Below are 22,877 nucleotides of genomic sequence, written 5' to 3'. Positions count from 1 at the left end.
AAGGTGTGAATCGGCCACACCTCACCCGTTGTCTTTGGCCGCGTTAAAAACCATATTCCGACGGGTAGATAAAGCAAAATGCTTGCGTCAAACAGACGCTATTTTTGATCTGGATCAAACCCGAAAGGTCCCAACCCATGCCCAACGACCCGTTTCGCCCGTTTGAAAGCGCTCTTCCGCAGGACGAGGCGCTTGCGGTCTTGCAGTCTGCCACCGCTGGGGCCGAAGACGGAGAACTGTTTGTCGAGCGGCGGAAATCCGAGTCGCTGGTATTTGACGACGGGCGTTTGAAGACCGCATCCTATGACGCGTCCGAAGGGTTCGGGTTGCGCGCTGTGCAGGGTGAAGTTGCCGGATATGCCCATTCCACAGATGTCTCGATCCCTGCCCTGAAACGCGCGGCCGAGACCGCGCGTCTTGCCGTTGGTGACGGTGGCGGCACACTGGCCGAGGCACCTCGGGCGACCAACACGCGGCTTTATACCGATGAAGATCCCATCGACTCGGCCAGCTTCCCGGTGAAAATCGACACCCTGCGCGAGATCGACGCCTTCGCCCGTGATCTCGACCCGCGCGTCGTGCAGGTCAGCGCGTCGCTGATGGCTGCCGTGCAAGAGGTCGAAATTCTGCGCCCCGACGGGGTTCAGGTCCGCGACGTACGGCCGATGACTCGCCTCAACGTGTCGGTGATTGTGGAGCAGAACGGCCGCCGCGAAGGCGGTTCGGCGGGCGGCGGTGGGCGCGTAGGTCTGGATGGTCTCATCGACCCCGCAGACTGGCAGGACAAAGCGCGTGAGGCGCTGCGGATCGCTTTGGTCAACCTCGACGCCGTCCCTGCGCCTGCTGGCGTAATGGAAGTCGCGCTCGGCCCCGGCTGGCCCGGTATCCTTCTGCACGAGGCCATCGGTCACGGGCTGGAAGGTGATTTCAACCGCAAAGGCAGCTCGGCCTTTGCCGGGCTGATGGGGCAGCAGATTGCCTCCAAGGGCGTGACGGTCGTGGATGATGGCACGATTGCGGATCGTCGCGGTTCGATCACTGTGGATGACGAAGGCACCCCCAGCTCGCGCACTGTATTGATCGAAGACGGGGTTCTGACCGGTTATATGCAGGACCGTCAGAACGCGCGTCTGATGGGCGCTTCACCTACCGGAAATGGACGGCGGCAAAGCTATGCCCATAAACCCATGCCGCGCATGACCAATACGGTGATGCTAGGCGGTGATGCCGACCCGGCGGCCTTGGTCGCGGATATTAAGGATGGCATCTGGGCGGTGGGCTTTGGCGGCGGCCAGGTGGACATCACCAACGGCAAGTTCGTCTTTTCCTGCACCGAGGCGTATCGGGTCGAAAACGGTAAGATCGGCGCGCCGGTCAAAGGCGCCACGCTGATTGGCGATGGGCCTTCGGCGTTGAAGCGAATCCGGGGGCTTGGCAATGACATGGCCCTGGACCCTGGCATGGGTACCTGTGGCAAGGACGGGCAATGGGTGCCGGTCGGCGTCGGCCAACCGACCGTACTTATGGATGGGCTGACGGTCGGCGGCTCGGCCGCATGAGTCGCAATCAGACCTGATTTACGGGCGCAGGGTTAATCCCGCGCCCATGACTTTTTGCCTTACTCGGATTCCCAACTGGCACGGCACCAAAAGTCGAAAGTGGTATTTTTCTTTTAAATTCAATATATTAAATAGTAATCACGCTTTGAAGCCTCAGAAAATTGCATCTAATTTTCATCGATTTACAGCCTGTTAACCCAGCCGGTCGTAAACCAGTTCTGCAATCAGGCGGAGCATCGGATGACCGAAGAGCAGCTTTCTTCCAATCACCCCCCACTCCCACCCACCACGGAAGAGGATCGGTTTTCCTGGCTTCGTCTGTTGCGCTCGCGCAAGGTTGGACCGGCGACGTTTCGTCGGTTGCTGTGCGAACATGGCTCAGCGCAGAACGCGCTGGCCGCGCTGCCTGAAATGGCACGTGCTGCCGGAATTGAAGGGTATGAAATTTGCCCATTCGGCGTGATTGAGGCGGAACTCAAAGCAGCAAAAGCGGCCAAGGCGCAGCTATTGTGCCTTGGGTCCGCCGACTTTCCTGACGCTCTGGTCGACCTCAATGACGCACCACCAATGTTGTGGGCGATCGGGGATATTGCGCAACTGAAGAAGCCTGCAATTGCGTTGGTTGGAGCGCGGAACTGTTCTTCGCTTGGTGCCAGGATGGCGCGCGGTCTGGCAAAAGATTTAGGGGAAAAAGGTCACGTTATTATCTCTGGGCTTGCACGCGGCATCGATACGGCCGCTCATTTGGCCTCGCTTGAAACGGGCACCGTAGCGGTTATGGCCGGAGGTGTGGACGTTATCTACCCGGCGGAGAATACAGACTTGGCGCGAAAGATTTCTAAAACGGGCCTGCGGCTGTCGGAACAACCGATGGGCGTTACACCGCAAGCCCGGCATTTCCCAAGGCGCAACCGGATCATTTCAGGCTTGTCACAGGCGGTTGTAGTGGTCGAAGCAGCCGCCAAGTCAGGAAGCCTGATTACAGCCCGGGACGCGCTGGATCAGGGTCGTGAGGTTCTGGCCGTGCCGGGCCACCCATTCGATGCCCGCGCTGGCGGATGTAATTTACTGATTCGAGACGGCGCGACATTGGTTCGGTCTGCCGAAGACATCATCGAGGCCTTACCGAAACGGGTTGCCATCCCCACCGAACCGGCAAAAACCGCACCCCCGCCTGCATCAAAGACATCCCAAGCCTTGCACGGGCAGATTCTTGAACGGCTGGGGCCATCCCCCATCGCCGAGGATCAGTTGCTGCGCGACATCAATGCCAGCGCGGGCGAGCTCGGCCCCGCGCTGGTCGATCTGGAACTGGATGGGCGAATCCATCGCCAGCCGGGCGGGCTATTATCGCTGGCAAGTTGATTCAAAGCCACCTAAAGCGGGCAGCAGAAATGCGCAGCGCACCGTCGACAATGGGCTTATCCGCCTGAAATCCCCGGAACTTTCTAGGTGCGAAAGGAACGCATTGACAATTCTGTCTTGCCCCACACATTTTGCTCCACCATAGATGGCGCCCTATTCGTCGAGCGAGGATTCCCCTTAAATGCCCGTAGTTGTTGTAGAATCTCCGGCCAAAGCAAAAACAATCAATAAATATCTCGGCCCCGACTACACGGTTCTGGCCTCATACGGCCATGTACGGGACCTGCCGCCGAAGGATGGATCGGTGGATCCCGAGCACGAATTCTCGATGAAATGGGAAGTCGGCAATGACAGCCGAAAGCACGTCAAAGCCATCGCCGACGCGCTGAAAGAAGACAACGCGCTGATCCTCGCCACCGACCCTGACCGTGAGGGAGAGGCCATCAGCTGGCACCTGCAGGAGGCGCTGACCAAGCGCCGTTCGATCAAGAAGGACACGCCTGTCAGCCGCGTGACCTTCAACGCCATCACCAAAGATGCCGTGACCGAAGCGATGCAGAACCCGCGTGAGGTCGACATGCCGCTGGTCGAGGCCTATCTGGCCCGCCGTGCGCTGGACTATCTGGTGGGCTTCAACCTGTCACCGGTTCTGTGGCGGAAGCTGCCCGGAGCGCGTTCTGCCGGGCGCGTGCAATCCGTCTGCCTGCGTCTGATCGTTGAGCGCGAGATGGAGATCGAGGCCTTCAAGCCGGTCGAATACTGGTCGGTCAAGGCCGTCTTTGAAACGCCGCGCGGTCAGACCTATGAAGCGCGTCTGATAACGCTGGCCGGTAAGAAGCTGGACAAGCATGATCTGGCGAATGCCACGCAAGCGGAACTGGCCGTCCAGGCCATTACCAGCCGCGATCTGAGCGTATCGTCAGTCGAGGCCAAACCCGCAGCGCGCAACCCATCTGCCCCGTTCATGACCTCGACCCTGCAACAAGAGGCCAGCCGTAAATTCGGTATGGGCGCGCGCCATGCAATGCAGGTGGCGCAGCGGCTCTATGAGGCCGGGTACATTACCTATATGCGGACGGACGGCATCGATATGGCGCCTGAGGCCGTGGCGGCGGCACGTGACGCGATCACCGACCGCTATGGCGCGGAATACGTGCCGGACAGTCCGCGCATGTACAAGAACAAGGCCAAGAACGCACAGGAAGCCCACGAATGTATCCGCCCGACCGATATGTCGCGCGACGCCAAGGCGTTGAAGGTGACGGACGAGGATCAGCGCAAGCTTTATGATCTGATCTGGAAACGCACCATTGCCTGTCAGATGGCAGCCGCGCGACTGGAGCGCACGACGGTTGATATCACCAGCGCGGACGGTCAGGTCGGCCTGCGCGCCACCGGGCAAGTGGTGCTGTTCGATGGGTTCATGCGTGTTTACGAAGAAGGCCGCGATGACGTTGTCGACGATGACGAAAAGCGCCTGCCGCAGATCATGCAGGGCGATCCGGCGCGTTTTGCCAAGACCTCGCTGCGTGATCAATATGCCAAGGCCACCGGCGACTCGGACAAGGCTGCGATTCTGTCCGACAACGAATCCGTTCTGGCGCTGCAACACCACACCCAACCGCCCCCACGCTATACCGAGGCCACGCTGGTCAAGCGGATGGAGGAGTTGGGGATCGGACGCCCCTCGACCTATGCCTCGATTGTAACCACGATTCAGGACCGGGAATATGTGCGCAAGGACAAGAACCGGCTGATCCCCGAGGAAAAGGGGCGGATCGTCACGATCTTCCTGCTGAACTTCTTCCGCCAATATGTGGGCTATGAGTTCACCGCCAATCTGGAAGAAGAGCTTGACGACGTCAGCGCGGGCGACCGCGACTACAAGGACCTGCTGGGCAAATTCTGGCGCGATTTCTCGGCTGCGATTGGCGAGACGTCCGAGCTGCGCATTTCCGAAGTGCTGGACAAGCTGGACGAAGCGCTTGCTCCGCAGCTGTACCCGCCACGCGAGGATGGCTCCGATCCGCGCATCTGTCCGAAATGCGGTGTTGGGAAGTTGCATTTGAAAACCTCACGCACCGGCGGGTTTGTGGGCTGCGGCAACTATCCCGAATGCACGTATACACGTCCGATCGCTGGCGAAGGGGCCGAAGGCGATGAACGTCTGCTGGGAGAGGATGCTGGCGATGAGATCTGGCTGAAATCAGGCCGGTTCGGACCGTATGTTCAGCGCGGAGAGCCCACGCCGGAGAACAAGAAGCCGCCCCGCGCCTCGCTGCCGCGCGGGTGGAGCAAGGATGACATGGACTTGAATAAGGCCCTGACACTGCTATCCCTGCCCCGCCAGATTGGCGAGCATCCCGAGGGTGGCATGATCAGTTCAAACTTCGGCCGTTTTGGACCCTATCTGATGCACCAACTGGCCGATGAGGCCAAGCCGGTCTATGCCAACCTCAAAGACCCCAACGATGTGTTCGAAATCGGTATGAACCGTGCGGTGGAACTGCTGGCGGAGAAGCGCGCCAATCCCGGACGCGGGCGCCGGGCGGCGGCGAAACCTCTGAAGGAACTTGGCGAACATCCTGATGGCGGTGCGATGCAGGTTCTGGACGGGCGTTATGGGCCATATGTGAAATGGGAAAAGGTCAACGCGACCATTCCCAAGGATATCAAGCCCGAGGACGTGACGCAGGAAATGGCCATTGAACTGGTGAACGAGCGTGCCGCCAAGAAGGGTACAAAGAAAAAGGCGGCACCAAAGAAGAAAGCCGCTGCCAAGAAAACGACCAAAGAAGCAGGCTAGGTAGAAATACCACCTACCCCCCAGATTCGTTGACTTCCCAAGGGCGTGGCGGCACAACCTGCGTCATCACCATGTCATTGGGGGAGTTTTCCATGAAGAAAGTCTATGCCAATGCCACCGAGGCACTCGACGGAGTGTTGTCGGATGGCATGCTTATCGCCGCAGGTGGGTTTGGCCTATGCGGCATTCCCGAGCTGTTGTTAGAGGCCATTCGGGACTCGGGTGCTCAGGATCTGACATTCGCCTCGAACAATGCTGGCGTGGACGATTTCGGGATCGGCATTCTGCTGCAGACCAAGCAGGTCAAGAAGATGATCAGCTCGTATGTCGGCGAGAATGCCGAGTTCATGCGTCAGTATCTGAGCGGTGAGTTGGAGCTGGAGTTCAACCCTCAGGGCACTCTGGCCGAACGGATGCGGGCCGGTGGCGCCGGCATTCCCGGGTTCTACACCAAGACGGGCGTCGGCACCGTGATCGCTGAAGGCAAAGAGCACAAAGAGTTTAACGGCGAGACCTATATCATGGAGGAAGGCATCTTTGCCGATCTCGCCATCGTGAAAGCCTGGAAAGCGGATGACACCGGGAACCTTGTGTTCCGCAAAACCGCGCGCAACTTCAACGTGCCCGCGGCGACCTGTGGCAAGATCTGTGTGGCCGAGGTCGAAGAGATCGTCCCGCGCGGTTCGCTCGACCCAGACAGCATCCATCTGCCCGGTATTTATGTGCACCGCATCATTCAAGGCAGCCACGAAAAGCGCATCGAACAGCGCACCACCCGCAAGAAGGAGGACGCATAATGCCTTGGGATCGTAATCTGATGGCCGCCCGCGCGGCTAAGGAGCTGGAAGACGGCATGTATGTGAACCTCGGCATCGGGATTCCGACGCTGGTGGCAAACTACGTGGGTGACAAGGACATCACTCTACAGTCTGAAAACGGCATGCTGGGCATGGGCCCCTTCCCGTTTGAAGGCGAAGAAGATGCTGACCTGATCAACGCTGGGAAACAGACGATCACCGAATTGTCCCGCACGTCCTATTTCGACAGTGCGACCTCATTTGCCATGATTCGAGGCGGCAAGATCGCTGCAGCGATTCTGGGCGCGATGGAAGTTGACGAGGAAGGTGACCTCGCCAACTGGATGATTCCGGGTGTGCTGGTTAAGGGCATGGGCGGCGCGATGGATCTGGTCGCTGGCGTGGGCCGTGTGATCGTTGTGATGGATCACACCAACAAGCACGGTAAGTCCAAGCTGCTGAAGAAATGTACTCTGCCGCTGACCGGTAAAAAGGTGGTGGACCGCATCATCACCAATCTGGGTGTTCTGGATGTGGTGGACGGCGGCCTGAAGATCATCGAAATCGCCGAGGGCGTCACCGAAGACGAGATTCGGGCCGCGACCGAGGCCAATATCGTCAACTAAACATTTCTGCGAACGCAAGGGCCCGCCAATCGGCGGGCCTTTTCAATTCACGGTTTGGAAAACGCATCCATCCGAAATCAACTCGGGTGGTGTTGCGCAAAGGGCCCGCGCCACCTGAAAGGCGGCCAGAACCTTGGGTACATAATCACGCGTTTCGGCATAAGGCGGTACACCGCTATGTTTGCGCACGGCACCCTCCCCCGCATTATATCCAGCCAGGACAAGAATCGGGTCGTCACCGAACTCCTCCATCAGCCAGTCCAGGTATTTCACCCCTCCGGCAATGTTCTGTTCAGCAATCATGCTGTCTTTGACACCGAATCTGGCAGCGGTTGCTGGCATCAGTTGCATCAAGCCCTGCGCGCCTGCCGAACTGACAGCCTTTTCCCGCCCAGCAGATTCCACCGATATAACCGCCAAGACCAAAGCAGGCGAAACATTGGTTCCAACGGTCGAACGCAAAATATCCACGCCGCGTTCCTGCGCGATGTTCTGAAGCGTCTGCAATCGGGGTGAGGCGACTTCGGTGGCGGCCAGCGCCTGAATCGCATCGGCCAACCGCCCCGAACTGCCCTCAGCCAATTCTGGCGACACGCGGTTCCAGAATGCCTTATAGGACCCAACCGGATTGGGTTCTTGCTCGATTCCCGGCACCGCACCCGCCGGAGGTTTGGTACGCGCGATGATTTCGGGCACGATCAATTCTGTACCAGTGCTGGGAGCCGATGGCTTGGCCGCATGCTCCTCTGCTGTGATTTGCACCGTGATCTTAGGGCGGCTGCCTGGTGTTGGTGCCTTGATTCGTTTGTAAACGCCGCGCGGCTGTTGCTCGGCTGCAGGGGCCGTAGACGTCCCCGCCAGCAGAAATACCGCCATACCGGCGCACGAAATTGCATTCCGGAAAATCATTTTGCCTGCCTCAACTCTTCTTTTGGTTCATTTTGAACCCGGAAACGTCGCGCAAGGCCAGAAAAACAAAGCGAAATAGGGCAGTTTCGCCTCATTTGGCGCAATTTTGCACCGCTTGCCCGGGTGCTAGTTCAAAACATGGGAAAACTTTTCATTAAAAATCAGATGGTTACAAATTTTCCGAAGAAAAAGTTAATCCAAAAGCGAAAAAAATGCTGTTTGGCCCAATTCCTGCCACGCCGACCCGTCAAACATAGGTTCATACCGAGACGATCGGGAGCGGACTGAGAGAGAATGCTCTGAAAGACGCCGAGGTTAATTACTTTTGATCCTTTAGGAGGGACGTAACATGATCAAGATCTTCAAGAAGTTCCGTACAGACGAAGACGGCGCCGTAACAGTTGACTGGGTCGTTCTGACCGCAGCCGTTGTTGCTCTGGCCGCAGTTGCTTACAACCAGATCCGTTCTGGTGCCAGCGACCTGGCAGGTGACGTTGATTCCGCACTGACCGCGGCAACTGTTACTATGCCGACCACAAACTAATCGATACCACACTGGGTATTCGAAAATTGGGGCTGTGCCTTTCTTCGGAAGGCATGGCCCTCTTATTTCCGACTCAAGCAATCCGGCGGTATTCGATGTTTGATATTTGCAAGAAGTTTACCACTGACGAAAACGGCGCAGTCACGGTTGACTGGGTTGTTCTGACGGCAGCTGTCGTTGGATTCGGCGGTTTGATGTACGTTCTGCTAAACGAAGGCGTGCAGGACTTGGATGGCGATGTTGGGAACGCTTTGGCGAGTCACGAAGTTCAAGATATCAACTTTTAAGTTCGGCCGCTGGAATACTATTACAGCGATTATTGTATTTTCAAGTTTTCACACACGAACGTAACTTACCCAAAGATTGTCCCCTTTTTCGACACAATTACAGATTAGGTTGGCGTCTAAACCAATGTGGCGCGCTGCGTCACGTGACTTAGTGTAAGAAGAATAACGAGGGACAAATGCGAGCTGTTTTTGGACTTGTTCTGATCATTGGGGTCGCCCTTGCAGGCGGAGCTGTTTATCTGGCACGCGATTATATCAGCAAGAATCGGGCCCAACTGGAACTGGAGCGGCAACTGCGCGAACAGGCGCTTGCCAACGTAAAATCCGTACCCACTGTCGGGGTCATCGTTTCCACGCGTGCGCTTCGTTACGGCGAGAAGTTGACTCAGGAAGACGTGCGAATCGTCCAATGGCCGGAAGATGCGATTCCCGAAGGCTCATTCATCGATATCGCCGTCCTTTTCCCCGAAGCCGCAAACCAAGACCGCTTTGTCCTGCGTTCGATGGAAAAAGACGAAGCCGTGATGGAGGTCAAAGTGACCCAACCCGGAGAAGCGGCCGGCCTGACATCGCGCATTGAAAAGGGCATGCGTGCCTTTGCCATCAGCGTGGATGTGGCTTCTGGTGTTTCAGGCTTTTTGCGCCCAGGCGACAAGGTTGATGTCTATTGGACAGGATCACTGCGCGGTTTGGGGAACAATGGCGCGGACGGTGAAATCACTCGCCTGATCCAGACCAATATCGAACTGATTGCGGTTGATCAGTCGGCGGGCTCGGACGTGACAGGAACAATGATTGCACGAACAGTCACGGTTGCGGCGACACCAGAACAAATCGCGGCCCTGGCACAAGCTCAGAACACCGGGCGCCTTTCTTTGGCTCTGGTCGGCGTACAGGATGAGACTGTCGCAAGCGCAATTGAAGTCGATCAGCGAAAACTTCTGGGAATCAAAAAAGAAGCCCCGGCTCCAATCAAGGTCGAAGAGAAAGTTTGCACCGTGCGCACCCGCCGTGGGGGTGAGATTGTAGAGACTACTATTCCCTGCACAAACTGACGCTTAATCAACCTGTTAGGTACTTAAGGCCGCGCCGTCCGCGCGGCCTTTTTCATGGCATGTTGCGTAATACCCACATAAGGAAAACTCCGGAAACCATTGATTATTGCAAATAATCCGGATTTCGCGCAGGGTTTCTCTACATTGGGCGAAAGACCCAGAAAACATAGTGGTGATCGGAGAGGCAGGTCACATGACAATACGTTCTTGGATCAGCGCAGCCCTGATGGGGCTGACGCTTGTTATGGGTCCGGTCGGCGATGCCGCTTGGGCTGAAAATCTTCGTGTGGTTAAAAAGGGGACAGCGGAAACGCTGGATGTCCCTATTAATCGTGCGGTTGTTGTAGAAAGCGAAACACCCTTCGCTGAACTTAGTATCGCAAATGCGGGTATCGCAGACATCTCGTCGCTTTCCGAACGCACAATTTACGTTCTGGGTAAGGCACCGGGCCTGACGACCCTGACCCTGTTCGACGCAGCGGGCAACCTGATCACCAACGTTCAGGTCCGTGTTTCGCCCGACGTGACAGAGTTTAAAGAGCGTCTGCGTCAGATTCTTCCAAGCGAAGCCATTGAAGTTCGCACTGCAAATGACGGCATAGTACTATCTGGCACCGTCTCCAGCAGCGCTAAACTGGCGCGTGCCTTGGAACTGGCCGAACGGTATGCGCCCGAGCGGGTTTCGAACCTCATGAGTGTTGGCGGCATACAGCAGGTGATGCTGAAAGTACGCTTTGCCGAGATGAACCGCTCGGTCGCCAAAAGCCTCACCACTTCGCTCGGCTTCGCCGGGACTGACGTTACCGGTGGCTTTAACTCGCTAAACAACCAATTTGCTCTGGACAATGCGCTGGGTCGGTTCACCGGCACAAACAATATTCCCTTCACTCAAACCAATAACGGCGCAATCCTGTTTGGCTTTGGTGTGGGATCAACTCAGGTCCGCCTGTTGCTGGAAGCCCTTGAGACCAAAGGGTTGGTGCGCAGCTTGGCGGAACCAAACCTGTCAGCCCTGTCCGGTCAGGAAGCCGTTTTCCTTGCCGGTGGTCAGGTTCCAATTCCTGTTCCACAGGGTGACGGTGTTGTCGCCATCGAGTATCGCTCGTTTGGTGTTCAACTCGACTTTATCCCCCGCGTGGTTGACGGCGATCTGATCAACCTGGAACTGGTAGCCGGCGTTTCGAGCATTGACCCAAGCGTCAGTTTCTCGATCAACGGTGACAACGTTCCTGGCTTTATCGTCCGTCAGACAAGCACAACGGTTGAGTTGCGTGACGGTGAAAGCTTTGCCATCGCCGGATTGTTGCAGGATGACTTCACAGATCTGAACAACCAGGTACCGTGGCTGGGCGATCTTCCAGTCCTGGGTGCCCTCTTCCGCAGCGCCGAATATCAGCGTGATCAAAGCGAACTGGTCATCATTATCACCGCGCATCTGGTGTCTCCGACTCGCGGCGAGGCCCTGGCCCTGCCCACGGATCGTGTGAAACCACCCAGCGAGTTCGACCTGTTCATCAATGGTAAGACCGCACGGACAGAACGTGCCGGAAACGGTGCAGCCTCGGAAGTGGCCAATCAGACCTTTGGCAGCTCTTACGGCTATGTCCTGGATTAATGAGGAGGATAGACCAATGCAGAAGTGGATCATCATCCTGGGTCTGAGCACCTCGATCGCCGCATGTACCCGTGAAGCCGGTTACGAGATCGACCAAGGTGCATTCGGAAACGCAACGCTGAACAACATCCAGGTTGCGAACGGAGAACTGACCTATGCACAGATCCTCGGACAGCGCTTTGCCGCCGAGGTTCCAACCCAGATCAACTTTGCCTTTGACAGTGCGCAACTTGATGCCTCAGCACAGCGTATTCTGTTGCAGCAGGCTGACTGGATCAAACAGTTCCCCGAAGCACGGTTCCGTGTATACGGCCATACCGACGCGGTCGGTTCCTCGGCTTATAACCGAGCCTTGGGTCAGCGGCGGGCCAATGCGGCCGTTGCCTTCCTGACACAGCAGGGCATTTCGCGTAGCCGACTGGAAGCAGCGGTATCTTTCGGCAAAAGCAGACCTCTGATCGACACGCCGAACAGGGATCGCCGGAATCGCCGTACAGTGACCGAGGTTTCGGGCTTTGTGGACCGTCATCAGCAGCTTCTGGACGGAAAGTATGCTGAGGTCATCTACCGCGAATACATCGCCAGCGCCTCACCGCCGACCACCCTGTCGTGGGAGATTGATCTCGGCGGCGGCGAAGACGAATAAGACAATAAAACGTAATTGGGCGACATCGTCGCCCAATTCCCAACAATTGGTTCTTTTGCGCCTAAATCTCGCCCAACTTCCCAGCGACATTGAAAACAATAGGGTGACCTGCGGTCTGGATTGGCCGCATCAGGGCGACAGCAGACCAAAACCTTCCAGCTCATGCTTGTACGGTTTGCTCAGCCCTCTCGACGAGGATTGTGTTAATGACAAGCGCGACGCCGCAAGACGAAAATACAAGCATTCTGGCCTGCACCATCAGCCGGGACGTCCAGAACTTCGACCTTTTGATCGAAGACATGGAAGCCGTGCTGGGCGAAAGGTGGGGAGATCTGGGATTTGCCGAAGCTCTTGCCTTTTTCAATCAGCCCGAAGCCGAATCGCTGCAATTCGTAGCTCTGGCGCTTGATGGCGAGGACGAAGACAACCTGACTTTGATGGGTGAGATTATCACTCAGGCCAAAGACAAGGGCATCAAGATTGTTCTGATTGCCGAGGATGTGACCCCGGCCGCCCTTCATCAGCTCTTGCGCAAGGGCGCTGATGAGTTTGTCCCCTACCCTCTTCCCGAAGGGGAATTGCAGGAAGCCATCGAACGGATGAACCGGCCCGACCCGGTTGCGGCACCTCAAGCGGCAGTTACTCTGTCTGAAGGCGCCGGCAAAGAAGGCGCGCTGTTTGTCGTGCAAGGGCTTGCCGGTGGTGTCGGTTCGACGACTATGGCCGTCAACCTGGCCTGGGAATTGGCGACCGTGTCGGACAAGGATGCGCCCAAGGTCTGTTTGATCGACCTGGATCTGCAATACGGTACCGTCTCGACATATCTTGACATGCCCCGCCATGAGGCCGTGTTCGAGATGTGGTCGGACACAAGCTCGATGGATGAAGAATCCTTTGCGTCTTCGCTGCAGACCTTTGAAGACAAGCTTGAGGTTCTGACCTCGCCCTCTGACATGGTGCCGTTGGATATCGTCACGCCAGAGGATGTTCAGCGCGTAATCGACACAGCCCGCAGTCACTTTGATTATGTCATCATCGACATGCCCAAAACGCTGGTTCACTGGTCAGAGACGGTTCTACAGGCAGCCCATGTTTATTTTGCGCTGATCGAGCTGGACATGCGGTCGGCCCAAAATGCACTGCGTCTGAAACGTGCGCTGCAAGCCGAAGAGCTTCCGTTTAACAAACTGCGCTTTGCAATGAACCGGGCGCCAAAATTCACTGATCTCAATGGCAAGAGCCGGGTCAAGCGCATGGGTGAAAGCCTGGGCATTTCCATCGACCTGCTTCTGCCCGATGGCGGCAAACCCGTCATGCAAAGTGGTGATCATGGTCTTCCGCTGGCCAATTCTGCCGCGAAGAACCCACTGCGCAGAGAGATCGCAAAGCTCGCACAATCGCTTCACAGTCTAGGCAGCAGTAACGCCGAGGCCGCATAACACGAGGGAGAGCCGCCGTGTTTTCACGATATAAAAAACAACCTGCCGCCCAGCCGGTAGATGCTCAGCCAAAGACCCAGGCGCCGGCCTCAGCGACAGATCAGACCGCTGCTACAACGGCTATGGTCCGCAAGCCAATCAAGAAAAAGGCCGCCGAGGTTGCCACCAGCGACAAAGAACGCAAGCGCAAGGAGCGTCTGGGTGAAATCAAGCTGGAACTGCATCGCGAACTGCTTGAGAACCTGAACCTCGCCGCGCTGGAAAACGCGGCAGAGGCAGAATTACGCAATGAAATCAGCGCCATCGCCAGTGAAGTTCTCGACGCCCGGAACATCGTTCTCAACCGTGAAGACCGTACCCAGCTGAACAAAGAGCTGTATGACGAGGTCACCGGTCTTGGGCCGCTTGAAACCCTGCTGCAGGACGACTCGGTCAACGATATTCTGGTGAACGGGCCGCAACAGATATTTGTGGAACGTTCGGGTAAGCTGGAACTCAGCGACATTACGTTCAAAGACGAAAAGCACCTGATGCGGATCATCGACAAGATCGTGTCCGCTGTGGGTCGTCGTGTTGATGAATCCAACCCTTATGTTGACGCCCGACTTGCCGATGGCTCGCGTTTCAACGCCATGGTGCCGCCGATCGCCGTGGATGGCTCGCTGGTGTCCATTCGTAAGTTCAAAAAAGACAAGCTGGGCATTGACGACCTGGTCAATTTCGGCGCGTTCACAGAAGAAATGGCCGCCTATCTGCAGGCCGCCGTGTCCACTCGCCTGAATATCATTGTCTCGGGTGGTACCGGTTCCGGTAAAACGACGACGCTGAACGCGCTGTCCAGCTTCATCGATGACGCCGAGCGTATCCTGACCATCGAGGATACGGCGGAACTTCAGCTACAGCAGACCCACGTGGGCCGGATGGAAAGCCGCCCGCCCAACGTCGAAGGCAAGGGTGAGGTCAGCCCGCGCGACTGTCTGAAAAACGCCCTGCGTATGCGCCCTGACCGCATCATCGTGGGCGAGACGCGTGGCGCCGAGGTTATCGACATGTTGCAGGCCATGAACACCGGCCACGACGGCTCAATGACCACGATCCACGCCAACTCGGCCCGTGATGGTATCTCGCGTCTGGAAAACATGATCGCGATGGCCGGTATCGAGATGCCGATCAAAGCGGTCCGCAGCCAGATCTCGTCCGCTGTGAACCTGATCGTGCAGGCTAGCCGCCTGCAGGATGGCTCGCGCCGCATGACCTCGATCACCGAGATCACTGGCATGGAAGGCGATGTGATCTCGATGCAGGAAATCTTTAAGTTTCAGCGTGTTGGCCTGACACCGGATAACAAGATCATCGGCCATTTCACTGCAACGGGCGTTCGTAGCCACTATTCCGAACGGTTCCGCCTGTGGGGCTTTGACCTGCCGACGGCCATCTACGAACCAACCACTATGTAGGAGACACCGACATGCAACTGCCTATCGAGGCGCTTATATATGTCGTCATTTTCGTTGGTGTTTTTGCCCTCGTGGAAGGTATCTATCTGGTCGCCTTCGGCAAATCCATCAGCCTGAACAGCCGGGTCAATCGCCGCCTGGACATGATCGACAAAGGTGTAGGCCGGGAACAGGTTCTGGAACAGCTGCGCAAAGAGATGCAGCAGCACATGAAAAGCCAGACCATCCCACTCTATTCGCTTTTGGCCGCCAAAGCGCAAAAGGCTGCGATTGCCTTCAGCCCCCGGCAACTGATCATGATTATGGCATTGGTCTCTGCCATGGCCTTCGTGGCGCTAAGCGTTGCAACAGCTACCGAAGTCGCCTTGCGGGCCGCGATCTCGGTCGCAATTGGCGTCGGTGCCGTCTACGCATGGGTGAATCGGAAGGCCAAAAAGCGGATGTCGATGTTCGAAGAACAATTGCCGGACGCTGTGGAACTGATGGTGCGCTCGCTGCGTGTCGGTAACCCGTTCACATCCTCGATTCAAATTGTGGCGTCCGAGGCCGAAGACCCGTTGGCCACCGAATTTGGCATTATTTCGGACGAGGTTGCCTATGGCCGTGATGTCGGCGAAGCGCTGAAGGAAATGGCCGAGCGTCTGGATATGCAGGATCTGCGCTTCCTGGCGGTTGCGGTGTCCATTCAGCAGCAGTCAGGTGGTAACCTCGCTGAAATTCTGGCTGGCTTGGCTAAGGTGATCCGCGCCCGGTTTCGTCTGTTCCGACGCGTCAACGCAATCACGGCCGAGGCAAAATGGTCCGGGAAATTCCTGTCCGGTTTCCCTGTCGTGTGTCTGATCGTGATCCTGGTCAATGACCCGGGCTACTACGACACGGTTCTTGACCATGAACTGTTCATTCCGGCGTGTTTCTTCGTTGGCATCATGCTGACGCTGAACCTGATCGTCATGCGCATTCTCACCAACATCAAGGTCTGAGGTTCTGCCATGGAAATTCTTTCACAAATCAACGACTTCCTGACGCAGCACCTTGGGGAATTCGGCCCATTGATCGTGGTCGGTGTGCTGGGGTTGTTCATGATCCTTGTCACTGTCCCGCTGATGCTGAATCAGCCCGAGGATCCTCTGAAAAAGCTTCAGCGTTCGACTGCTGCGCCGAAGAAATCCCAGAAGGATAAGAAAGATCGCCTTAGACAAGCCGGGCAGAACGAGCAGCTTGAGAAATTTGCCAACTTCCTTGAGCCGAAAGACAAGGAAGAATACTCGGCCATGCAGCTCAAAATGCGCCAGGCGGGGTACCAATCCAAGGATTCCGTGCGGTTTTTTCACTTTGCACAGTTCTCATTGGGTTTGATCGGGCTGCTGATTGGCGTTCTGTTCGTGACTGTTTTCGCGGGGGATCAAGAATTCGATAGCCAACAATTGCTGATTCGAGTGCTGGTGCCCGGGGCGATTGGCTATTACATCCCGAAATACTGGATCACGCGCCGTGTAGAGGAACGTAAGGAAAAGATCACAGCCGGCTTCCCTGACACACTGGACCTGATGCTGGTTTGTGTTGAGGCGGGCCAGTCGCTGGATCAGGCAATCGTTCGCGTATCCGCCGAGATGAAAGCTTCGTACCCCGATATTGCGCTGGAGTTTGAGGTTGTTGCCTATGAAATGAAGGCAGGTAAGGAAAAAGATACGGTTCTGCGCGATTTCGCAACCCGTTGTGGGGTACAGGACGTCAGCGCCTTTGTGACCGTGATGATCCAGTCGGCCACTTTTGGTACATCCATCGCCGACGCGTTGCGGGTTTACGCTGACGAAATGCGTGACAAACGCGTGATGCGCGCCGAAGAAGCCGCGAACAAGTTGCCAACCAAAATGACACTTGCCACAATGATGCTGACAGTGCCTCCGCTTCTGGTCATTCTTGTTGGACCGTCTGCAAAAGGCATCATGGAATTCGGCAGTCAATAAATACCGGAGGTTACAGCTTCTGATGAAATCGGCAGCGGATGTTGCCCTCAGATGGCTTCAAAAAACAGCTCAGGCCACCTTGGTTTTTGCCATGGTGGCCTCTTGCGCTGAAAACGAATTGGGCGATGACCCTTTTGCGCCTGGCGTAGATCCCGACGGGGAAGCCGTCGATGAAATCACGGTGGGCAATCGCTTGATGGTTGCTGGCGAGTACGAGCTGGCGATGGACTCTTTCACGCGTGCGGCCTTGACGGGGAAGCCGTCGATGAAATCACGGTGGGCAATCGCTTCCTGATGGAAATCGGAGAATACCCAGAGGCTGAACAGGTGTTTCGACGGGCATTTGCGTTGGACAATGGCGAAAGTGACGCAATCCGCGACAATCTGCGCTTAGCACTCGCAAAAATGGAAAATCCTGTTAATAATACGCCTCAAGAACAAGAATTTGAGCTGGAGCAACAAGGGAACGGAGAATTCCTGCTGCGCAAAATCCAGTGACCGAGGTTAAGAGCAGTAAAGGACGCAAAAATGCGCCACCCCTTTTTGATTCCGACCATCCTTGCGTGCGGCGTCGTTTTGACCGCCTGCGCTAAAGAAACCGAAGAAGAAAAGGTCGAGCGTACCTTTCAGGAAGTGAACGTCATTGACGAAACCAACCTGAATGACGTGATGCTCAGTGCGGCAGATCCAAACGAAGCCGTCACCTATTTTCACGCAGCCGCAAGCAAGGATCCCGAACGGATCGACTTGCAGCGCGGGCTGGCCTTTTCACTGACCCGCGCGAAGCGCAACACCGAGGCATCCGCTGCATGGAAGCGGGTAACCGAAATGGAAGGCGCAACCATGGCGGATCGGGTCGAGTATGCCGATGCTCAGGTCCGTGGTGGAAACTGGAAAGGCGCCAAGGCTACGCTGGATGCGATCCCGCCAACTTATGAGACATTCAAAAGATACCGGCTCGAAGCGGTTGTTGCGGACTCCAACAAGGATTGGAAACGCGCCGATCATTTCTATGAAACCGCAGTCGGTCTGACGACCCGCCCCGCCAGCGTCATGAACAATTGGGGATACTCCAAGCTGACACGTGGGCAATATGCCGACGCCGAGCGCCTGTTCACTGAGGCCGTTCGTCAGGACAATTCCCTGTTCACAGCCAAAAACAACCTGGTTCTGGCCCGCAGCGCGCAGCGTAATTACAGCTTACCTGTAATTCCGATGTCGCAAACGGAACGTGCCCGCCTGCTGAATACAATGGCCATCTCGGCCGTCAAACAGGGTGATGTCGCCACCGGCAAGAACCTGCTGCGTGAAGCAATCGCCACGCATCCACAGCACTATGACGAGGCTGTCCGGTCGCTTCGCGCGCTTGAGGGCACCTGATCCATGGCAATACCTGCCTTGGCGGCGGCATGGTTCCTACCATTTGTGCTGCCGATCTGCCTGTACGTGGCCTTTACGGATCTGCGGGAAATGCGGATTAAGAACCACGCAGTTCTGCTGCTGGTGCTGGTATTCGTTGTCGTAGGCTTTTTTGTCTTGCCGCCATGGTCAGGAGGTTTGGTTCCCGGCCGGATTGGTCCGTTGGACATTAAGCTGCCGATCTATGTCTGGCAACTCACTCATATTATTGTTGTTTTGGTTATAGGCATTGTTCTCAATGCGGCCGGAGCTTTGGGGGCCGGAGACGCGAAATTCTGCGCAGCCGCTGCACCCTTTATCTGGCTCTCAGATCTGATGCCGCTGCTGGTCATACTGATGGCCACAACACTGGGCGCGGTCGCCACCCACAGACTGGCAAAACATACGGCGTTGCGCCAAATCGCACCGCATTGGAAAAGCTGGGACAGGGGCCGCAAGTTCCCAATGGGTTTCCCCTTGGCTGGCAGCCTGATCATCTATTTGATTCTAGGCATAATTAACGGATCGTAAACAATCATAAGCCCGCCATGCCCACGCCTTGGTCATGCCACAAAGACAATCCAGATTTTCCATAGCAAGCCCTTTTGAGGGGCGATTGGTGTGACGATTAGACAAGCGAGCGACGCTCATGAATATGCAGCCCACCGCAGTTATGGCCCCCCCTACCCCCAAAGGGTTGGGCGAAATGAAACTCCCGCTGGTGATGATGCGGGATATTCTGCTGAAAACCGTTTTCCGCAAGAACGTGAACACGGTCACCGAAATCGCCGAGGCTGTATGTCTGCCCGGTGCGGTGACGCAGGAACTGATCGACATCGCGCGCGAGCAGAAACTGCTGGAAGCGACAGGCACCCTGAACGCCAACTCGGGCAACGAAATGGGATATCAGCTGACGGATGCAGGCAAGGCGCGGGCACTGGATGCGCTTAGCCAATCCGAATACTTCGGCGCGATGCCGGTGCCGCTGGATGTCTACCGCGAGCAGGTAAAGCGCCAATCCATCCGCAACATTCAGGTCACCCGGGACCAACTGACCGGAGCGATGGGACATCTGGTATTGCCCGACAGCCTGCTGGACCATCTGGGCCCGGCGGTCAGTGCAGGACGTTCGATCCTGATGTATGGCCCTCCGGGTAACGGTAAGTCGTCCATCTCGAACGGTATTCGCGATGCGCTGGGGGATAACGTCTATGTCCCGCGCGCCATCGAATATGCTGGTCAGGTGATTACCGTTTATGACCCCATCGTCCACACCGCGATCGAGCAGGAGGCCGACGACCCCAACAGCCTGCGCCGCCGCAAGCGTTTTGACACGCGCTATGTTCAGTGCGAACGCCCGACCGTTGTGACCGGCGGTGAACTTTCGCTGTCGATGCTCGACCTGGTCTACAACCCCACGGCCCGGACATATCAGGCGCCGTTGCAGTTGAAATCAACCGGCGGCATCTTCATCGTCGACGACCTTGGTCGTCAGGCCGAGCCTCCGCAGGCCCTGATCAACCGTTGGATTGTTCCACTGGAAGAAAGCAAGGACATCCTCGGCCTGCAGTCCGGTGAAAAGTTTGAAGTGCCTTTTGACACGCTGGTCATCTTCTCGACCAACTTCCACCCGAACGAGATCTTCGACCAAGCGGCCCTGCGGCGGATCTTCTTCAAGATCAAGATCGACGGCCCGAACCAGGAGAACTTCCTGAAAATCTTCGCCATGGTTGCCCGCAAACGCGGCATTCCACTGGACGAAGCCGCACTGGTCCATCTGCTGAAAGTCAAATACCCGACCATCAACAATATCTACGCGAACTATCAGCCGATCTTCCTGATCGACCAGATGATCTCAATCTGCGAGTTTGAGGGCATCCCCTATCAGATGACCCCCGACCTGATTGATCGCGCCTGGGCCAACATGTTCGTCAAGGACGAAAAAATCGTCAAATAACGCCGTGCCAATCCGGTGCATGCCCGGGTAATCTGCGTCCATGACGCAGATTCCTTCCCGGATTACCGATTGGTTTACAGCCAAAGGCTGGTCCATCCATCCGCATCAGCAAGAGATGTTCGACCGGGCGCAAGATCCGGCAACACTCCTTATTGCCCCGACGGGCGGCGGCAAGACAATGGCGGGGTTTCTGCCCTCGTTGGCTGAGCTGGCCGATGGTGGCACACGGCTGCACACGATCTATGTCTCGCCCCTTAAGGCGCTCGCGGCGGATATCAAACGCAACCTGCGCACTCCGGTTGATGAAATCGGGCTACCAATCCGTATTGAAGACCGCACCGGCGACACCTCGGCCACGCAGAAGAAACGCCAGCGGGTGGACCCGCCTCATATTTTGCTGACAACCCCTGAGAGTCTGGCGCTACTGACGTCCTATGAGGACGCCCCGCGCATGTTTGACGGGGTTCAGCGCGTGATCGTGGATGAAATTCACGCCCTGTCGGAAAGCAAGCGGGGTGATCAGCTGATGCTGGCGCTGGCCCGTTTGCAGCGGCTATGCCCGGACCTGCGGCGCGTGGGCCTGTCTGCAACCGTCGAAGACCCCGAAGGCATTGCCCGTTTTCTGGCCCGACATCCCGACCCTTGCCAGATCATTCTGGCCGATCCCGGTCCGGACCCGGATATCCGTATGCTGGAAACCGAAGAAATGCCCCCCTGGTCCGGCGGCGGCGCGGCCTACGCGATTCCGGCAGTTCTGGAACAAATCAAGCAGCACAAAACGACACTGATCTTTCACAACACCCGCGCGCAGGCCGAGATTTTCTTTCATAATCTGTGGCTTGCGAACGAGGACGGTTTGCCCATCGGCATTCATCACGGCAGTCTGGACCGGCAACAGCGGGAACGGGTCGAGGCCGCAATGGTGCGGGGCGACCTGCGCGCCATCGTCTGCACCGGCTCTTTGGATCTGGGTATCGATTGGGGCGACGTGGACCTGGTGATTCAGATCGGCGCGCCCAAGAACGTCAAACGGCTGGTCCAGCGGATCGGGCGGGCAAATCACCGGTACAATGCGCCTTCCAAGGCCCTGCTGGTGCCTGCCAACCGGTTCGAGGTGGTCGAATGCGTCGCAGCCCTTGAAGCCGCACGCGCGCATGAACTGGACGGCGATCCACGCGGTCCGGGGCCTCGGGACGTGTTGTGCCAACACATCCTTATCGCAGCCGCCGCCGGCCCTTTTCAGGCAGACACACTGTTTGCCGAAATGACTGCGGCTGGCCCCTACGCCAGTCTCACCCGGAACGAGTTTGATGCCTGTCTCGATTTCTGCGCCACCGGCGGGTATGCCTTGCGCGCCTATGACCGTTGGCAGCGGTTGCAACAACGTCCCGACGGGCAATGGCAATTGCGCGACCCGCGCGCGGCGCAACGTATTCGCATGAACCTCGGCACGATACAGGACACTGATACGCTAAAGGTCCGCCTGAAGCGTAATCGCGGGGGGAAGCCTCTGGGCGAGGTGGAGGAGGGCTTTGCCGCCTCGCTGACTCCGGGCGACACCTTTCTGATCGGCGGCCAGATCGTGCGTTACGAGGGTCTGCGCGAGATGGTGGTCGAGGTATCACGCCGCGCCGACAAGAAGCCCAAGATTGCCACCTTCATGGGCACCAAATTCGCCACCTCTACACAGCTAAGCGATCGCATTCTGCGCATGTTTGCCCAACCCGACTGGCCACAACTGCCGCAGCACACGGCAGACTGGCTGGCGCTTCAACGCGACGTGTCGCGTCTGCCGCAGCGCGACCGGCTGCTGATCGAGAGCTTTCCAAACGATGGTCGCGAACACCTGTGTGTCTACGGTTTCGCAGGACGCAATGCGCAGCAGACCCTGGGTCTGCTACTGACCAAACGGATGGAGGAAACCGGCCTTGCACCTTTGGGGTTTGTCGCCACCGACTACGCAACTCTGATCTGGGGGCTGGACGCCGTGACCGACCCGCGCCCTTTGTTCCAAAGGGATGCACTGCGCGAAGGGCTAGAGACCTGGCTTGCCGGAAACGCAGTGATGAAGCGAACCTTTCGCGCCTCGGCGACCATTGCCGGTCTGATTGAGCGGAACACGGGCGGTCAGCGAAAATCCGGCCGACAGGCTACTTTTTCCTCGGATATTCTGTATGACACGCTGCTGAAATACGACCCAAACCATCTGCTGATGCAAATCACACGAGAGGAGGCGATGCGCGGTTTGGTCGATTTCGGGCGGATCGAAGCCATGATCGCCCGGATCGGCGACCGGATTGATCTGTTGCGCCTTGACCGGGTTTCTCCGCTCGCCGCGCCACTGTTTCTGGAGGTCGGCAAAGTGCCGGTTAAAGGCGCGGCCGAAGAACGCCTTCTGGCCGAAGAAAGCGCCCGCCTGATGCAGGCGGCAGGCTTGTCGATGGGATGAC

General features: G+C 57.1%; 21 protein-coding genes. 20 read left to right on the top strand and 1 reads right to left on the bottom strand.

The features are described 5' to 3' along the window. Positions 1–137 precede the first annotated feature (137 nt). The 5 genes from tldD (at position 138) to ACP0GE_RS15760 (ending at position 7,153) form a co-directional block, all read left to right on the top strand. Positions 138–1,559, top strand: a complete 1,422-nt coding sequence (gene tldD, locus ACP0GE_RS15780) for a metalloprotease TldD (protein WP_424832868.1) — start codon at positions 138–140, stop codon at positions 1,557–1,559. Between the two features lie 240 nt (positions 1,560–1,799). Continuing rightward, positions 1,800–2,924, top strand: coding sequence for a DNA-processing protein DprA (dprA, locus tag ACP0GE_RS15775; protein WP_424832867.1), 1,125 nt, complete (start codon positions 1,800–1,802; stop codon positions 2,922–2,924). A 181-nt stretch (positions 2,925–3,105) separates the two neighbouring features. Then, positions 3,106–5,730 (top strand): type I DNA topoisomerase, encoded by a 2,625-nt coding sequence (gene topA / locus ACP0GE_RS15770; protein ID WP_424832866.1) that lies wholly within the window; start codon positions 3,106–3,108, stop codon positions 5,728–5,730. Between the two features lie 92 nt (positions 5,731–5,822). Beyond that, the gene (locus ACP0GE_RS15765) at positions 5,823–6,527 is read left to right on the top strand and encodes a CoA transferase subunit A (RefSeq protein WP_424832865.1); all 705 of its coding nucleotides are present in this window, start codon (positions 5,823–5,825) and stop codon (positions 6,525–6,527) included. Further along, on the top strand, positions 6,527–7,153 hold the full coding sequence (locus ACP0GE_RS15760) for a CoA transferase subunit B (protein WP_424832864.1): 627 nt from the start codon (positions 6,527–6,529) through the stop codon (positions 7,151–7,153). Before ACP0GE_RS15765 ends, ACP0GE_RS15760 begins: the two co-directional genes overlap by 1 nt. A 42-nt stretch (positions 7,154–7,195) precedes the next feature. Here ACP0GE_RS15760 and ACP0GE_RS15755 read toward each other — a convergent pair whose 3' ends face one another. After that, a complete protein-coding gene (locus ACP0GE_RS15755) occupies positions 7,196–8,062 on the bottom strand; it encodes a lytic transglycosylase domain-containing protein (protein WP_424832863.1) in 867 nt (288 codons plus the stop codon). A gap of 349 nt (positions 8,063–8,411) precedes the next feature. On the opposite strand from ACP0GE_RS15755, the gene ACP0GE_RS15750 reads away from it, so the two are divergent. The 15 genes from ACP0GE_RS15750 to ACP0GE_RS15680 all read left to right on the top strand — a co-directional run bounded on the left by ACP0GE_RS15750 (position 8,412) and on the right by ACP0GE_RS15680 (position 22,876). Further along, on the top strand, positions 8,412–8,606 hold the full coding sequence (locus ACP0GE_RS15750; RefSeq protein WP_424832862.1) for a hypothetical protein: 195 nt from the start codon (positions 8,412–8,414) through the stop codon (positions 8,604–8,606). A 95-nt stretch (positions 8,607–8,701) separates the two neighbouring features. Next, entirely contained in the window at positions 8,702–8,893 is a 192-nt protein-coding gene (locus ACP0GE_RS15745; RefSeq protein ID WP_424832861.1) for a hypothetical protein, read from the top strand. Between the two features lie 176 nt (positions 8,894–9,069). Next, entirely contained in the window at positions 9,070–9,948 is an 879-nt protein-coding gene (gene cpaB / locus ACP0GE_RS15740) for a Flp pilus assembly protein CpaB (protein ID WP_424832860.1), read from the top strand. 193 nt (positions 9,949–10,141) lie between these two features. Then, positions 10,142–11,563, top strand: a complete 1,422-nt coding sequence (locus ACP0GE_RS15735; protein ID WP_424832859.1) for a type II and III secretion system protein family protein — start codon at positions 10,142–10,144, stop codon at positions 11,561–11,563. Positions 11,564–11,579: 16 nt separating this feature from the next. Then, positions 11,580–12,209, top strand: coding sequence for an OmpA family protein (locus ACP0GE_RS15730; RefSeq protein WP_424832858.1), 630 nt, complete (start codon positions 11,580–11,582; stop codon positions 12,207–12,209). 206 nt (positions 12,210–12,415) lie between these two features. Continuing rightward, entirely contained in the window at positions 12,416–13,648 is a 1,233-nt protein-coding gene (locus ACP0GE_RS15725; RefSeq protein WP_424832857.1) for an AAA family ATPase, read from the top strand. A 17-nt stretch (positions 13,649–13,665) separates the two neighbouring features. Continuing rightward, complete coding sequence (locus ACP0GE_RS15720; RefSeq protein ID WP_424832856.1) at positions 13,666–15,105, top strand: CpaF family protein; 1,440 nt, start codon at positions 13,666–13,668, stop codon at positions 15,103–15,105. Positions 15,106–15,116: 11 nt separating this feature from the next. Continuing rightward, the gene (locus ACP0GE_RS15715) at positions 15,117–16,085 is read left to right on the top strand and encodes a type II secretion system F family protein (protein WP_424832855.1); all 969 of its coding nucleotides are present in this window, start codon (positions 15,117–15,119) and stop codon (positions 16,083–16,085) included. Between the two features lie 9 nt (positions 16,086–16,094). Further along, a complete protein-coding gene (locus ACP0GE_RS15710) occupies positions 16,095–17,072 on the top strand; it encodes a type II secretion system F family protein (RefSeq protein WP_424832854.1) in 978 nt (325 codons plus the stop codon). A 22-nt stretch (positions 17,073–17,094) separates the two neighbouring features. Then, positions 17,095–17,367 (top strand): hypothetical protein, encoded by a 273-nt coding sequence (locus tag ACP0GE_RS15705; RefSeq protein ID WP_424832853.1) that lies wholly within the window; start codon positions 17,095–17,097, stop codon positions 17,365–17,367. Then, positions 17,349–17,570 carry a hypothetical protein gene (locus ACP0GE_RS15700; protein WP_424832852.1) on the top strand — a complete coding sequence of 74 codons (222 nt, stop codon included), beginning with the start codon at positions 17,349–17,351 and terminating at the stop codon, positions 17,568–17,570. The genes ACP0GE_RS15705 and ACP0GE_RS15700 overlap by 19 nt, the downstream gene beginning before the upstream one ends. Before the next feature lie 30 nt (positions 17,571–17,600). Then, positions 17,601–18,452, top strand: a complete 852-nt coding sequence (locus ACP0GE_RS15695) for a tetratricopeptide repeat protein (RefSeq protein WP_424832851.1) — start codon at positions 17,601–17,603, stop codon at positions 18,450–18,452. A 3-nt stretch (positions 18,453–18,455) separates the two neighbouring features. Further along, positions 18,456–19,001 (top strand): prepilin peptidase, encoded by a 546-nt coding sequence (locus ACP0GE_RS15690; RefSeq protein ID WP_424832850.1) that lies wholly within the window; start codon positions 18,456–18,458, stop codon positions 18,999–19,001. A gap of 118 nt (positions 19,002–19,119) precedes the next feature. Continuing rightward, positions 19,120–20,427: an ATPase gene (locus ACP0GE_RS15685; protein ID WP_424832849.1), complete on the top strand. Its 1,308-nt coding sequence runs from the start codon at positions 19,120–19,122 to the stop codon at positions 20,425–20,427. A 40-nt stretch (positions 20,428–20,467) separates the two neighbouring features. Then, on the top strand, positions 20,468–22,876 hold the full coding sequence (locus tag ACP0GE_RS15680) for a ligase-associated DNA damage response DEXH box helicase (protein WP_424832848.1): 2,409 nt from the start codon (positions 20,468–20,470) through the stop codon (positions 22,874–22,876). Position 22,877 lies beyond the last annotated feature (1 nt).

Origin of the sequence: Ruegeria sp. (genome assembly GCF_965243365.1) — a bacterium.
In the GTDB taxonomy this organism is placed as follows: Bacteria; Pseudomonadota; Alphaproteobacteria; order Rhodobacterales; family Rhodobacteraceae; genus Ruegeria.
The sequence above is the reverse complement of the archived record's forward strand: the minus strand, read 5'-3'. Positions and strand labels throughout refer to the sequence as shown.

Coding starts and splice junctions, on each gene's coding strand:
- tldD (WP_424832868.1), top strand. CDS start 138: ATGCCCAACGACCCGTTTCGCCCGTTTGAAAGCGCTCTTCCGCAGGAC.
- dprA (WP_424832867.1), top strand. CDS start 1,800: ATGACCGAAGAGCAGCTTTCTTCCAATCACCCCCCACTCCCACCCACC.
- topA (WP_424832866.1), top strand. CDS start 3,106: ATGCCCGTAGTTGTTGTAGAATCTCCGGCCAAAGCAAAAACAATCAAT.
- ACP0GE_RS15765 (WP_424832865.1), top strand. CDS start 5,823: ATGAAGAAAGTCTATGCCAATGCCACCGAGGCACTCGACGGAGTGTTG.
- ACP0GE_RS15760 (WP_424832864.1), top strand. CDS start 6,527: ATGCCTTGGGATCGTAATCTGATGGCCGCCCGCGCGGCTAAGGAGCTG.
- ACP0GE_RS15755 (WP_424832863.1), bottom strand. CDS start 8,062: ATGATTTTCCGGAATGCAATTTCGTGCGCCGGTATGGCGGTATTTCTG.
- ACP0GE_RS15750 (WP_424832862.1), top strand. CDS start 8,412: ATGATCAAGATCTTCAAGAAGTTCCGTACAGACGAAGACGGCGCCGTA.
- ACP0GE_RS15745 (WP_424832861.1), top strand. CDS start 8,702: ATGTTTGATATTTGCAAGAAGTTTACCACTGACGAAAACGGCGCAGTC.
- cpaB (WP_424832860.1), top strand. CDS start 9,070: ATGCGAGCTGTTTTTGGACTTGTTCTGATCATTGGGGTCGCCCTTGCA.
- ACP0GE_RS15735 (WP_424832859.1), top strand. CDS start 10,142: ATGACAATACGTTCTTGGATCAGCGCAGCCCTGATGGGGCTGACGCTT.
- ACP0GE_RS15730 (WP_424832858.1), top strand. CDS start 11,580: ATGCAGAAGTGGATCATCATCCTGGGTCTGAGCACCTCGATCGCCGCA.
- ACP0GE_RS15725 (WP_424832857.1), top strand. CDS start 12,416: ATGACAAGCGCGACGCCGCAAGACGAAAATACAAGCATTCTGGCCTGC.
- ACP0GE_RS15715 (WP_424832855.1), top strand. CDS start 15,117: ATGCAACTGCCTATCGAGGCGCTTATATATGTCGTCATTTTCGTTGGT.
- ACP0GE_RS15710 (WP_424832854.1), top strand. CDS start 16,095: ATGGAAATTCTTTCACAAATCAACGACTTCCTGACGCAGCACCTTGGG.
- ACP0GE_RS15705 (WP_424832853.1), top strand. CDS start 17,095: ATGAAATCGGCAGCGGATGTTGCCCTCAGATGGCTTCAAAAAACAGCT.
- ACP0GE_RS15695 (WP_424832851.1), top strand. CDS start 17,601: ATGCGCCACCCCTTTTTGATTCCGACCATCCTTGCGTGCGGCGTCGTT.
- ACP0GE_RS15690 (WP_424832850.1), top strand. CDS start 18,456: ATGGCAATACCTGCCTTGGCGGCGGCATGGTTCCTACCATTTGTGCTG.
- ACP0GE_RS15685 (WP_424832849.1), top strand. CDS start 19,120: ATGAATATGCAGCCCACCGCAGTTATGGCCCCCCCTACCCCCAAAGGG.
- ACP0GE_RS15680 (WP_424832848.1), top strand. CDS start 20,468: ATGACGCAGATTCCTTCCCGGATTACCGATTGGTTTACAGCCAAAGGC.